This is a genomic window from Peribacillus sp. S4, assembly GCF_046715815.1.
GTDB lineage: Bacteria > Bacillota > Bacilli > Bacillales > DSM-1321 > Peribacillus > Peribacillus frigoritolerans.
The window spans coordinates 4,350,208-4,362,605 of sequence record NZ_CP175708.1; the positions used below are offsets into that span (position 1 = coordinate 4,350,208).

12 protein-coding genes are annotated in these 12,398 nt (G+C 45.5%); 1 reads left to right on the forward strand and 11 read right to left on the reverse strand.

Annotated elements, in window-relative coordinates; translation table 11 throughout:
• Nucleotides 1-80 precede the first annotated feature (80 nt).
• From ACJ9PY_RS20650 to ACJ9PY_RS20700, 11 genes are all read right to left on the reverse strand, one after another.
• Nucleotides 81-1,574, reverse strand: a complete 1,494-nt coding sequence (locus tag ACJ9PY_RS20650; RefSeq protein ID WP_411740302.1) for an amino acid permease — start codon at nt 1,572-1,574, stop codon at nt 81-83.
• A gap of 121 nt (nt 1,575-1,695) precedes the next feature.
• Complete coding sequence (locus tag ACJ9PY_RS20655) at nt 1,696-3,021, reverse strand: peptidase (RefSeq protein WP_411738866.1); 1,326 nt, start codon at nt 3,019-3,021, stop codon at nt 1,696-1,698.
• An 11-nt stretch (nt 3,022-3,032) separates the two neighbouring features.
• Nucleotides 3,033-4,214 carry a thiolase family protein gene (locus ACJ9PY_RS20660; RefSeq protein WP_411738867.1) on the reverse strand — a complete coding sequence of 394 codons (1,182 nt, stop codon included), beginning with the start codon at nt 4,212-4,214 and terminating at the stop codon, nt 3,033-3,035.
• A 19-nt stretch (nt 4,215-4,233) separates the two neighbouring features.
• On the reverse strand, nt 4,234-4,896 hold the full coding sequence (locus tag ACJ9PY_RS20665; RefSeq protein ID WP_411738868.1) for a 3-oxoacid CoA-transferase subunit B: 663 nt from the start codon (nt 4,894-4,896) through the stop codon (nt 4,234-4,236).
• Nucleotides 4,881-5,579 (reverse strand): CoA transferase subunit A, encoded by a 699-nt coding sequence (locus ACJ9PY_RS20670; protein WP_328143865.1) that lies wholly within the window; start codon nt 5,577-5,579, stop codon nt 4,881-4,883. Before ACJ9PY_RS20670 ends, ACJ9PY_RS20665 begins: the two co-directional genes overlap by 16 nt.
• Nucleotides 5,580-5,589: 10 nt before the next feature.
• Nucleotides 5,590-6,957, reverse strand: coding sequence for an aspartate aminotransferase family protein (locus tag ACJ9PY_RS20675; RefSeq protein ID WP_328143864.1), 1,368 nt, complete (start codon nt 6,955-6,957; stop codon nt 5,590-5,592).
• A 44-nt stretch (nt 6,958-7,001) separates the two neighbouring features.
• Complete coding sequence (locus tag ACJ9PY_RS20680; RefSeq protein WP_063594590.1) at nt 7,002-7,241, reverse strand: ferredoxin; 240 nt, start codon at nt 7,239-7,241, stop codon at nt 7,002-7,004.
• A 12-nt stretch (nt 7,242-7,253) separates the two neighbouring features.
• Nucleotides 7,254-8,120, reverse strand: coding sequence for a putative beta-lysine N-acetyltransferase (gene ablB, locus ACJ9PY_RS20685; protein WP_411738869.1), 867 nt, complete (start codon nt 8,118-8,120; stop codon nt 7,254-7,256).
• A 62-nt stretch (nt 8,121-8,182) separates the two neighbouring features.
• Nucleotides 8,183-8,449, reverse strand: a complete 267-nt coding sequence (locus ACJ9PY_RS20690) for a YokU family protein (protein WP_048688594.1) — start codon at nt 8,447-8,449, stop codon at nt 8,183-8,185.
• 2 nt (nt 8,450-8,451) lie between these two features.
• On the reverse strand, nt 8,452-9,882 hold the full coding sequence (gene ablA, locus ACJ9PY_RS20695; RefSeq protein ID WP_063577638.1) for a lysine 2,3-aminomutase: 1,431 nt from the start codon (nt 9,880-9,882) through the stop codon (nt 8,452-8,454).
• A gap of 273 nt (nt 9,883-10,155) precedes the next feature.
• Nucleotides 10,156-11,637, reverse strand: coding sequence for a sigma-54 interaction domain-containing protein (locus tag ACJ9PY_RS20700; RefSeq protein WP_411738870.1), 1,482 nt, complete (start codon nt 11,635-11,637; stop codon nt 10,156-10,158).
• Between the two features lie 186 nt (nt 11,638-11,823).
• On the opposite strand from ACJ9PY_RS20700, the gene ACJ9PY_RS20705 reads away from it, so the two are divergent.
• On the forward strand, nt 11,824-12,309 hold the full coding sequence (locus tag ACJ9PY_RS20705; RefSeq protein WP_411738871.1) for a GNAT family N-acetyltransferase: 486 nt from the start codon (nt 11,824-11,826) through the stop codon (nt 12,307-12,309).
• Nucleotides 12,310-12,398 lie beyond the last annotated feature (89 nt).

Consider the following 12,398-nt stretch of genomic DNA (forward strand, 5'->3'; position numbering starts at 1 on the left):
AGATATAACTCGATTTCGATACAAATCTTCATAAAAAAACCTGAGTCTCCAAAGGGAAGCTCAGGTTTTTTCCATTGGTATCAAGCCACATCTGATTTATCGAATTGACAATCTTTTAATGCTATTAATTTGGTCTTGTGATAAATCTTGTATCCTAGCCAGACTCCCAGGAATATCGGTAATCCGATATAGGAGACGGCGACTCCATACCAGTCGATGCTGCCGCTTAGGAATGCTCCATAGTTCTGTCCTGCTATGACGAGTATGCACAGGGTGAATGAAAGAATCGGACCGAATGGAAACCATTTTGCTTTATATTTGAGTTCGTTCAGGTCACCACCCTGTGCAACATAGGCTCGTCTAAAGCGATAATGGCTTATGGCGATTCCAATCCAGGCGATGAAGCCAGTCAGCCCGGATGCATTCAATAGCCATGTAAATACATGGTCCCCGAAAATGGAGGTCAAGAAGGCGAATCCCCCAATTATGGATGTCATGATCAAGGCATTCATCGGGATCCCCCTGCGGTTGACTTTGGCCAGGAATTTGGGAGCTTGATGATCTTTTGCCATCGACCATAACATCCGCGTTGATGCATATAGCCCCGAGTTCCCGGCGGATAGTAAGGAGGTTAACACGACCGCATTCATGACGGATGCAGCGAATGCCAGCCCTGCCCGTTCAAAAACAAGCGTGAAAGGGCTTACAGAAATATTTTCGACATCTCCGTTCAACAAGCTTGGACTCGTATACGGTATTAAGAGACCAAGTATCAGGATGGCCCCGATGTAAAATAATAGGATGCGCCAAAATACTTGGCGGATTGCATTCGGAACATTTTTTTCGGGTTCTTCACTTTCCCCGGCAGCAATACCAACCAGTTCTGTGCCTTGAAAAGAAAATCCCGCGATTAGAAAGATTGAGATGATCGATAAAAATCCTCCCTTGAATGGTGCCTCATCCATGGTGAAGTTTTCAAATCCGATCACCTTTCCGCCAAAAATCCCCAATATGGTCAATAAACCAATAATGATGAAGCAAATGATGGCAATGACTTTTATTAGTGCAAACCAATATTCAGATTCACCATAGCTTTTAATGGATAGGGCGTTGAGGGTGAAGACGATTCCAAGAAATAAGGCACTCCAAATCAGGCTGGGTACATCAGGGAGCCAGAATTTCATGATGATGGCTGCTGCAGCTATTTCCACGGCAAGGGTGACTGCCCAGTTAAACCAGTAATTCCAGCCAAGTGCAAAGCCGAATGCGGGATCAACAAAGCGTGTGGCATAGGTGGAAAAGGATCCCGACACAGGCATATATGTCGCCATTTCCCCTAAGCTCGTCATCAGGAAATAAACCATGATCCCAATGCAGGCATAGGCAGCGAGGGCACCGCCGGGCCCTGCGCTCTGGATGGTTGCCCCGCTCGCCAGGAATAATCCGGTTCCTATTGAACCGCCAATGGCAATCATGGTCATATGTCTTGCTTTCAGTTGCCTTTTAACTGTCGGTTCTTCATTATCAATGGGATTCCTTTTAACTGTCGGTTCTTCATTATCAATGAGATTCATGTCCATAAGGTTCCTACCTCATTTTCTTTTAAAGTTAAAAGTTCAAGAATAAAAGAGTTTTTTAACAACCGCTTTGTCAAAGACTTAATCGTTCGCTTCACTTGCTGGGATGCCGTCCAGTTCAATTGCCATTTCCCGGTATAGTCTCTCTCTTCCCGGATTGGGTGACCCCATCCTGCTCAGTCTCCATTCCACACCATTGAATTAGAGTGAGCGCAATGATTTCGGCTGTGGAGAACACGTTGTCGAGCAGGATGTATTCATTTGGATAGTGGGCAACCTCGGTTACTCCCGGTCCGAAAACGATTGCTGGCGTTTCACCGACATGTGTCAGCAATCCCCCGTCCGTTCCCCAAGGGGAGGCTTCAATGACCGGGTCCTGTCCGGCAACCTGCCGATATTGATGAACAAGTGCATTCATCAGTTCATGCTCTACATCAATTGCCCCTGGAACCCAGCGTGCCCCGAACCATTCCAATACGGGCGGGTTTTCCTTGAACCATTGGTCCGCTTCCCCGAGTTGCAGCAACCAGGCCGCCATTTCGTCTTTCGCCTGCTCCATCGTTTCCTCCGGCGCAACACCCATCCTTCCTTCGACTTTCACAAGGTCGGGAACGGATGACGGCCAATTACCGCCTTCAATGACGCCTAGATTGATTGGAATCGGAATGGGCGTGTTCTGATAAAGCGGATCACTGATAAGTGCATTTCGCTTTTCTTCCAAGGCACGAATATGATTGATGACGGTCATGCTTTTTTCAATCGCACTTACGCCTTCATACCTTGTTCCGCCATGGGCTGACCTGCCTTTAACATGGATTCGGAACCACATCGAACCCTGCTGTTTCGGGAAGATCCTCATATTCGTCGGTTCAGGGATCAGGGCGGCATCGGCTTTATATCCCCTCAGGACAGCCGCTAATGTTCCGGCACCGCCGCTTTCTTCTTCAATCACACTTTGAAAAATGACATCTCCTTTTAATTGGATGCCATTTTCCTTCAAAGCCTGCATCGCCAGGATCAGCGAAACATTTCCACCCTTCATATCGGTTACGCCGCGTCCAAACATCCTTCCATTCTTAATCGCTCCGCTATATGGGTCGTCGTCCCACTGATCGCGGTCTCCGTCCGGAACGACATCGATGTGTCCGTTCAAGATGATGGAACGTCCGCCTCCAGTCCCTTTCATGATACCCACCACATTGGGGCTGTTGGAAAATTCACTGCGCGGTGAATAGAAATAAGAATGCTTTTTCAGCTCGCTGCCGTCTGGTTCCCAACTATCAATCTGCAAACCCATTTCCTTCAGCTTTTGGGCGACGATAGCCTGTGCCCCCGCTTCATTCCCTTGTGTACTCGGGGCTTGTACCATTTTTTGCAATAGGTTCGTTCCTTCTTCCCGATGATCCTTGATCCATTGGTTTATCCGTTTTTGTATATCCGGCACGTTTATCCTCCTTAATCACACATATTCTCATAGATTACTGAAAGACCCATTCCTCCTGCCATACACAACGTTACCATTCCGTACTTAACTTGTGAACGCAACATTTCATGCATCAGTGTGACTGTCAATTTTGCACCTGTTGCTCCTACAGGGTGACCAAGTGCAATTGCCCCCCCATTGACATTGACAATATCCGGATTCAAATCTAACTCCTTGATCACTGCAAGTGCTTGGGCAGCAAAGGCTTCATTAAGTTCAATCAGTCCGATATCCCGTAAAGATAGACCTGCTTTTTCCAATGCCTTTCGAGTAGCGGGTACTGGTCCAATCCCCATAACTCCAGGTTCAACTCCTGCACTGGCGAAAGACTTTATTTTCAAGAGCGGTTTTAATCCCTTTTCTTCTGCTTGCTGCTTGGACATTAAAAGTATAGCTGCAGCCCCATCATTCATAGGACAGGCATTTCCTGCCGTAATGGTTCCTTCATTTTTGAATACTGCTGGAAGACTGGCTAGTTGATCTAGATGAATGTCCTCGCGTACCCCTTCGTCATGGTTGAAGATTTGAAGTCCTTTTCGATCCTTGATTTTAAGCGAAATAATTTCTCTATCAAAGCGACCCTCTACTATAGCTTTCCAAGCCTTCTTGTGGCTTTGATAAGCAAATTGATCCTGTTCTTCACGACGGATACCGTATTTTTCAGCCAAGCGCTCGGCAGTTATTCCCATATGTTCATTTCCCAAGGAACATATTAATCCATCTGCCAGCAGAGCATCCTCCATCGTTACGTTTCCAAATTTACCGCCCCATCTATTTTTCACGATATAAGGCACATTGCTCATGCTCTCCACTCCGCCGGCAATGATGACGTCTTCTTGACCAGCAGCGATAGTTAAAGCGGCGTTGGTAATGGCCTTTAAACCTGATCCACATGCTTTGATTACAACGTGTCCTGGAACACTGTGCGGGAAACATGCCAGCTGCGACGAAATTCGTGCCGAGTTAAGTCCGCCTCCGTGGACATAGCCGTGTCCGAAAATCACTTCATTTACCTTTTCTTTACCCAAACCGGAATTCTCCATTAAACCTTCCAATACTTGACGGCCCAATTCGGTGGCTTTAACATTCCTGAGTGATTTTCCAAAAGTTCCAACTGCAGTTCGTGCCCCAGCAACGATGACAACCTCATTCAAGCTTTTTTCCTCCTCTTACCTATTCAATGGTGTTGACGGCAGCATGGATTTTCAAAGATGCCTCTGTATTCCTTAGCACATCATCCACTGTATATGGCGCCATGACTTCCATTAGCACCAATCCCTCTTCAGTAACTTCCATGACAGCCATATCCGTAATGATTAAATCCACACTCTTTCTAGCCGTCAATGGCAGCGTACATGTCTTCAAGATCTTAGATTCACCCTGCTTATTCACGTGATTCATCAGGACGATCACCTTTTTGGCTTTCTGGGCAAGCTCCATTGCCCCGCCCATACCCGGCACCCGCTTTCCTGGGACGATCCAATTCGCCAAATCCCCTTTTTCACTGACTTCCAGGGCCCCAAGGATAGTGATGTCGATGTATCCTTTCCTGATCATCCCAAATGCCGTTGCACTGTCAAAGTAAGAAGCTCCCATTACAGTGGTGATCGGGAAACCTCCCGCATTACAGAGGGCAGGATCTTCTTTTCCGGGATCAGGACTTGGACCTGTACCGAGAACCCCATTTTCCGCATGGAACAGCACATGGATATCTTGAGGAATATGATCTGCCACCAAGGTTGGGATGCCGATGCCTAAATTGACGATCAACCCGTCATGGATTTCCTTGGCGGCGCGTTTCGCGATGCGATTTCGTACATCTACTGCCATGCCCATTTCCAATTCACCCCTTTTGTCGGAATCACCATATCTACATAAATGCCTGGTGTGGCAATACATTCCGGATCCAATTCGCCTGCAGGAACGATTTCCTCCACTTCCGCAATCGTGAAGGCCCCTGCCATCGCTACCAGCGGATTGAAATTACATGCAGTCTTGTCATACATTAAATTCCCAAGTGAATCGGCCTTTTTGGCATGGACGATGCTGACCTCAGCCGTCAAAGCGGTTTCCACCAAATATTCTTTTCCTTCTATCACAATCTTGTCCTTGCCTTCTTCGGCTATCGTACCAATCCCGACATCGACAAAAATCCCGCCTAAGCCTACACCGCCGGCACGAATCCGTTCGGCTAATGTACCCTGCGGTGAAAATTCGACTTGCAGCCTTCCTTCAGTCATGAGCTTGCCGGCATTAGGATTGGATCCAATATGCGAGGCGATCACTTTCTTTGCCCTTTCAGCGGTCACAAGCCGGCCAATGCCGATATCAGGGAATCCAGTATCATTGCCAATCAACGTCAATTCCTTAACGCCCTTGTCAAGGATACCCTGTACAAGTGTCGGAGGCGTCCCCACTCCGCCAAATCCGCCATACATGAGTGTGCATCCATCGGAAATATGCTCCAGCGCTTCTTCCATGGTCACAATTTTGTTTTTCTTCGTAATGACCTGCTTCATACCGTTCCTCCTAAATAGCCTGCATGTCCTCAATCAAACCTTCCGCGTGCAATTCTTGCTGCAACTCATCGAGGGAAGCTTCCAGTATCATGACGAGGCGGTCGATTTCTTCATTCGTAATGATTAATGGCGGAGATAAAATAACCGCATCGCCAGCGATTCCTTCAATCGCACCTGCAGCAGGATAGATTAACAACCCCTTCGCAAAAGCCTTATTGACAAGCCTTGTAGTCAGGCCGATTTGCAAGTCGAATGGAGTTTTTGAAATCCGATCGGAGACAAACTCAAGCCCAAGGAGCAGCCCTTTTCCTCTGACATCACCGATGATGTTGAATTTCTCAGCCAATCCTTGTAGCTTCTTAAACAGATATTGACCTTTCTTTTCCGCTGCCTGAACCAGGTCATTTCCCTCAATGTAGGAAAGCACTTCCAATGAAACGGCAGCAGATAGAGGGTTTGCACTATATGTGTGTCCAGCCATGATTGATTTCGAGCCTTTTAAAATGGGCTCCATGACACGGTCAGTAACCATTGTGGCTGCCATTGGAGTATAGCCTGCGCTCATTCCTTTACCCAATGCGATGATATCCGGAGTGACTCCCCAGTGTTCCATCGCGAACATTTTTCCTGTCCGTCCGATTCCCGTCATTACCTCATCGGCAATAAAAAGAATGTCATAGGTTTCGCAGATTTCCTTAATCCTTTGATAGTAGCCATCCGGCGGTGTTACAGCACCAGCGGATGCTCCGATTATTGGTTCTGCGATGAAGGCGGCGATATTCTCGGAGCCGACCCTTTGAATGGCTGTCTCCAGTTCATTTGCACACTGAAGCTTGCATCCGGAAGTTTCATTATTATAAGGACAGCGATAACAGTATGGAGCCGAAATGCTAGGGAAATCCTCCAATAGCGGCACAAAACGCTTTCTTCTTGGTACATGGCCGGACATCGATAAAGCGCCCATCGTGATCCCGTGATAACTCGTCCACCTGGAGACGATGCGGTTTTTTCGCTCAAACCCTTTTTCTTGCCAATGTTGAATCGCGATCTTCATCGCCGTTTCGGTCGCTTCCGATCCACTATTCACGAAAAATGACCAATTCAAATCCCCTGGAGCCAACTCACTTAGCTTTTTGGCCAATGCCTCTGCGGCTTCACTCGTAAAATGAGACCTATATGCAAAAGAAACTTTGCGGGCCTGCTCTGTCATTGCCTCGACAACATCCAATACGCCATGGCCAATACTTGCTGTGACCGCTCCTGATGATCCATCTATATACTGATTTCCATCTATATCATAAAGATAAATTCCATTCCCATGAGAGATAGTGGGATAGTCATGATCTAAAGTAGGCTTAATCAAATAATTGCGTGTCATGTCATCTCTCCTTTTAACGTTCGTACACATTATCTATTAATCTATTACGTTCTTAAAAGACTAAAAGGCTCATCCTGAATCAGGATGGATTCTGTAGGGCAGCCTTCCATAGCATCTTGCATGTCATCATGCAGGATTTCAGGAACCTCGGCAATCCCCTGATTATCGTCCAAGATGACGAAAGCGATCCCTTGATCGTCATAGTCATAAATCTCAGGACCTGTTGAACCGCACGCCCCGCACGCAATGCACGTTTCTTTATCAACCCATGTGTATTTAGCCATAGAAAAATCCTCCTACTTGAGGGATAAATCTTTACCCCAAATATTCATGTCCTCATACTTATCCCAAATATTGCAATTCTTCGTTAATCTGCCTCCATATTCATAACCCAGCTGATGAAAGACGGCGTTCATGCCCATTGACAATGATCGGGCCAATGAATATGAGCAATAAATGTTTTTCCTGAACAATTCTTGTTCCAATGCGGAGATGAGCACCTTCATGAAACCATGCTTCCGATGCTGGGGAATTGTTGCACAGTCCGTTATTTCAGCATTATGATACATCTCATTCACTTCAGCGGATGCAGCACTCACGATGGTTCCTTCATATTCGATAACACTAAAGATCGTCCCTTCCTTCATCACTTTCTTGATATACCGTTCATCATTCATCGGTGTAGGATAGGTTTCAAAAATGGCACCATATAGCTTCGCCAGCTCTTGTGCATCTTTCTCCGCAGCAGACCGGAGGATATAACCATCAGGTATTTGCTGGGATTCAATCGGTCTAGAAACCTTGGTTACATCTTGGATGACCATATCTTCCTTGACCCAAAAGTCGCTAGTCCGCCTTTCATCCGTTAAATAGAAGGCCATGCAATAGGCATCATTCCCTTTGAAATACTTGCTCAATATTCCTTCCAGCATGAATCCCTGACCCAACGCCGCTGATAAATCTTCATTCCTTGCTTTAAGTATCACTTTTGTAAAGCCCTGCTCCTTTGCGATGGCAAGGGCCCGATCGATCGCTTTTTTGATATTTCCCCGATAATCATCCATGCGCAAGCGCTGATTGGCATGATCATGATAGAGCTCCATCGTATAACAATCCCCGGTCTCCATTTGGGTGAAAAAAGGCAGCTTTTGAACAGGCATCATGTATCCCCCTTATTTAAAGAATTCGGGAGAAGAGATGCCTAACATCCGCTTCTCCCGGCATTCTATTTCCAATTGAATAATTTTTTGACAGGTGCCTGAAGAAGCTGTTCATACGTAAACTCATCAGGATATTCACTCACATCATATATGGATAAGGCTTCATCCACCTTTTGATTCATTGAATCAGACACATAGATTCCGCATTCAGGACAGTTTATGGCCGGAACTTGAAGGACTTTTATTGAGCGTTTCCCGTCAGGCATGATCCAGTAACAATCCTTCTTTTCACTTTCTTCTACGTTTGGGGTATTGCACCATAAGCAGTCCATCTTCATTCCTCCTTGCCATCAGATTTCACCGAGCCGCTAGCGGCCAACTTTTTTTCTTGGGCCAATCTTAATTTTTCCTTCATTTCATCCCGTTTATCACGGCGATCCTTCAAGGAAGCATGTTCATCAGTGCTTTCATACGCTTTTCTCTTGTCAAGACGACGAAGGCCCTCTGGCACCAAGTTGAATTTCTCATCCGTCATGAGCGCGGAAATCCCGACGGCTTCTTTCCTATCCGCAGTACCATACACTTCATCAAAGTAAGCATCCGCACTGCCGGCAACATAGTTCTTCGGCTCCGGATAGCTAGTGATTACTCCTTCAAAGTTCCGTAAAACGACTTTATCCGGACTTTGCGAAAGAAGGTAATTCGGGGTCAAGGCAATCTTTCCGCCGCCGCCAGGAGCATCCACCACAAAGGTTGGCACTGCATATCCTGATGTATGGCCGCGCAGCGCTTCAATGATTTCCAGTCCTTTTGAAACCGGCGCCCGGAAATGGCCAATCCCTTCAGATAGATCACATTGATAAATGTAATAAGGTCTTACCCTTGCTTTAACACAGTCATGCATAAGCTTTTTCATGATATGGACACTATCGTTGATACCAGCGAGGATGACTGCCTGATTACCAAGCGGCACACCTGCCATCGAGAGCATATCACATGCTTTTTTCGCTTCATCCGTCAGTTCAAGTGAATGATTGAAATGCGTATTCAACCAAACCGGATGGTATTTTTTCAGAATATTACATAAATTTTCCGTAATCCTCTGCGGGAAAACGACCGGTGCACGTGTGCCGATCCGGATGATTTCCACATGCGGGATGGCGCGCAGGTTACTCAATACGTATTCAAGGATCTTATCATTGATCAACAGGCCGTCACCGCCAGAGATCAGGACGTCCCTCACTTCCGGAGTGTTCCGGATATATTCAATCGCCCCGTCAAGCTGTTTCTTGGGAACACCCATGCCAACCTGACCTGAAAAACGGCGTCGTGTACAATATCTGCAGTACATGGAGCATTGGTTCGTTACAAGGAATAGAACGCGATCCGGATAACGATGCGTCAATCCTGGAACAGGGGAATCCTCATCCTCATGCAGCGGATCCTCCAAATCATATCTAGTCTTGTTCATTTCTGCCGAAAGCGGTACCGACTGTAAACGAATCGGACAGCGAGGATCATCGGGATTCATCAATGAAGCATAATAAGGCGTAATGTTCAACGGAATCGTTTGAGTCGAAATCCGGACTCCTTCCTCTTCATCCGGTGTCAAGTTGACGACCTTTTTCAGATCATCCAGTGTTTTAATTGTATTGGTCAATTGCCAGATCCAATCATTCCACTGCTCTTCCGTTACATCCTTCCACAATTCGATATCATTATAATGCCTGCGTCCACCTAGGTATTCTTTATGTTTTACATCCATTCCCATCAAATTCATTAATAATGCCCCCTTATTGTAAGAACTTATCTATATACTCTCGCAAGAATGATGCCAACATTGATAACAAGGAAATCATAAGCAAATGGGGGTAAAACGAGCTTAAAATCGCAAGATATTTTTCATTATGCATAATTTTTTGCAGCCAGATTCTTTGCACTAGGCAGAAAATTAAAAAAAAGAGGGCCTCGACACACGAGAGCCCTCTTCAAGGTACATTATCATTAAGGAAGTGACAGCGTTTTCAAAAACCTCAATTTATTTCGATTCCTTCGACCCTGCCGTATAAACTTTTTCAATGCCGTACTTGTTTAGCTTATATTGCAGTCCCTGCCTTTTAATATTGAGGGCTTCTGCCGTTTTGCTGATATTCCCGTTATATTTCTCGAACATATTGATGATCATTTCCCTTTCCATTTCTTCAAGAACGACAGGTAAATCAATCCTGTTTTTCAATGGGGAAGGCTGGCTCTGCGCATTTGCTGCAGCATAATTTCCTGAAGGGAAAAGATAAGCAGGAAGATGATGTTCATCAATCATATCTTCCCCAGCGTCCATTACGTTAAAGGTTAACTCGATGGCATGTCCCAGTTCACGAATGTTCCCGGGCCATGAATATTGAAGAAGCCGCTGCATCGCCTTTTGACTGATTCCGCGCACTTCCGTAAAAAATGATTTGTTGAATTTTTGAATGAAGTGATTGACGATTTCCGGAATATCCGTTTTACGCTCGGAAAGAGAAGGCATCTGGACCGTTACGACATTGAGGCGAAAAAACAAATCCGAACGAATGATTCCCCGCTCCAACGCCTCTTCCGGAGAAATGTTCATCGCAGCAATGATTTTCACATTAATCTTTTGCTCCTTCGAACCTCCAACACGGCGCACTTCACCTTCTTGAAGCACCCGCAGCAATTTTGCCTGCAGACCGAGGTCGAGACTATTCAGCTCATCAAGGAAAAGAGTACCGCCATTTGCCTGCTCAAAAATGCCCATGCGATCCATCGCTCCGGTAAAAGCCCCTTTCGTCGTGCCGAACAGCAGCCCCTCCATCAATTCCTTTGGAACGGCCGCACAGTTTTGCGCGATGAAAGGCTGATTTCGCTGAGCACTTACATTATGTATACTTTGCGCGACCAGTTCCTTCCCTGTCCCTGTTGGTCCATAAATCATGACTGGGGAATGTGTACGGGCCGCTTTTTTCGCCAAGGAAATCGCTTGCTTAAAAGCAGGACTATTGCCAATCAAATCACTAAAATGATAGGTCGCCGTCCCTTCAGAAAACTTATTTTTCCTATGCGTCTCCGCCAGCTGGGAACGCAAATCGACAATTTGGTCATACATATTCATGACCTTCGTAATATCCTTTGCGATTTCCACTGCCCCAATAATTTCACCATCCTCATACAAAGGATACGTACTATTGATCGACGTTATTTTTTTCTCCTTTAAATTGACATATGTTTGAATGGACTCAATCGTTTCATTGCCTTTTTCCAAGGCCACATTCAGCGTACTGGATTCATCTGTCAATGAAGGATAAAGCTGAAAAATATTCTCCCCCAGCACCTGCTCCCGATCCAGCCCGTCAATATGCGCCATCATTTCATTGTAAAAGACCGTATCCCCATCTTTATTCACAATATGGACACCCACATTGATCACATTCAATATCCATTCAAATTGAGTGGAAAACTGATTTACTGAAGATTTCATTTCTTCATCTCCGTTCTCTGCCATTTGATAGAATCACCTGTAAATTATAGCATTTAATGGGAAACATTCATCTCTTTATTCTTATTAAAATCAAACTTCAGCACAAAGGCAATAGAATAATAAGGTCAAATAAAGGAATCTCGCATTAAGCCAAGAAGATTATAAGAGAAAATATAATATTTAGGGGTGAGTCGGATTTCGGAAACTAGATTGGAAATTAAACCGTGGGAAGATAAAGACCTTCCATTACTATTTCAACTAAATGCCCCAGAAATGATGGAACACCTTGGCGGACCAGAAAGTATTGAACAAATCCTGAAGCGTCATCAGCGGTATCTACAGATTGGTGATAAGGGAAGCATGTTTAGCATCATCCCGTTTCCAGAGGCAAAGGCAGCCGGTTCCGTTGGCTACTGGCAAAAAGTGTGGAACGATGAATTCGTTTACGAAATCGGTTGGAGCGTCCTCCCTTCCTTTCAAGGAAAAGGAATCGCATCTCATGCCGTGAAGGCACTGATGGAGAAAATCAAAGCCGAACGAAATTACAAATACATTCACGCATTCCCTTCGATCACTAATCCTGCATCTAACGCAATTTGCCGCAAGCTCGGCTTCAACCTCATCTCCGAATGTGAATTCGAATACCCGCCAGGAAGCTTTATGCGTTGCAATGATTGGTGCCTGGAACTTGATTGAATTTCATAGATGAATAGCGAATTTGTGTATAGGAAGGATCATTCCGTGGTAAGTCGAATTATGTTAGGTTTAGGGGAATTATTTCCCGG

Bases quoted from the DNA above. Each gene is read 5' to 3' on its own strand.
- ablB (WP_411738869.1), bottom strand. From the start codon at position 8,120: ATGATGCCTGTTCAAAAGCTGCCTTTTTTCACCCAAATGGAGACCGGG.
- ACJ9PY_RS20650 (WP_411740302.1), bottom strand. From the start codon at position 1,574: ATGAATCTCATTGATAATGAAGAACCGACAGTTAAAAGGAATCCCATT.
- ACJ9PY_RS20680 (WP_063594590.1), bottom strand. From the start codon at position 7,241: ATGGCTAAATACACATGGGTTGATAAAGAAACGTGCATTGCGTGCGGG.
- ablA (WP_063577638.1), bottom strand. From the start codon at position 9,882: ATGGATGTAAAACATAAAGAATACCTAGGTGGACGCAGGCATTATAAT.
- ACJ9PY_RS20675 (WP_328143864.1), bottom strand. From the start codon at position 6,957: ATGACACGCAATTATTTGATTAAGCCTACTTTAGATCATGACTATCCC.
- ACJ9PY_RS20700 (WP_411738870.1), bottom strand. From the start codon at position 11,637: ATGGCAGAGAACGGAGATGAAGAAATGAAATCTTCAGTAAATCAGTTT.
- ACJ9PY_RS20690 (WP_048688594.1), bottom strand. From the start codon at position 8,449: ATGGACTGCTTATGGTGCAATACCCCAAACGTAGAAGAAAGTGAAAAG.
- ACJ9PY_RS20665 (WP_411738868.1), bottom strand. From the start codon at position 4,896: ATGGGCATGGCAGTAGATGTACGAAATCGCATCGCGAAACGCGCCGCC.
- ACJ9PY_RS20670 (WP_328143865.1), bottom strand. From the start codon at position 5,579: ATGAAGCAGGTCATTACGAAGAAAAACAAAATTGTGACCATGGAAGAA.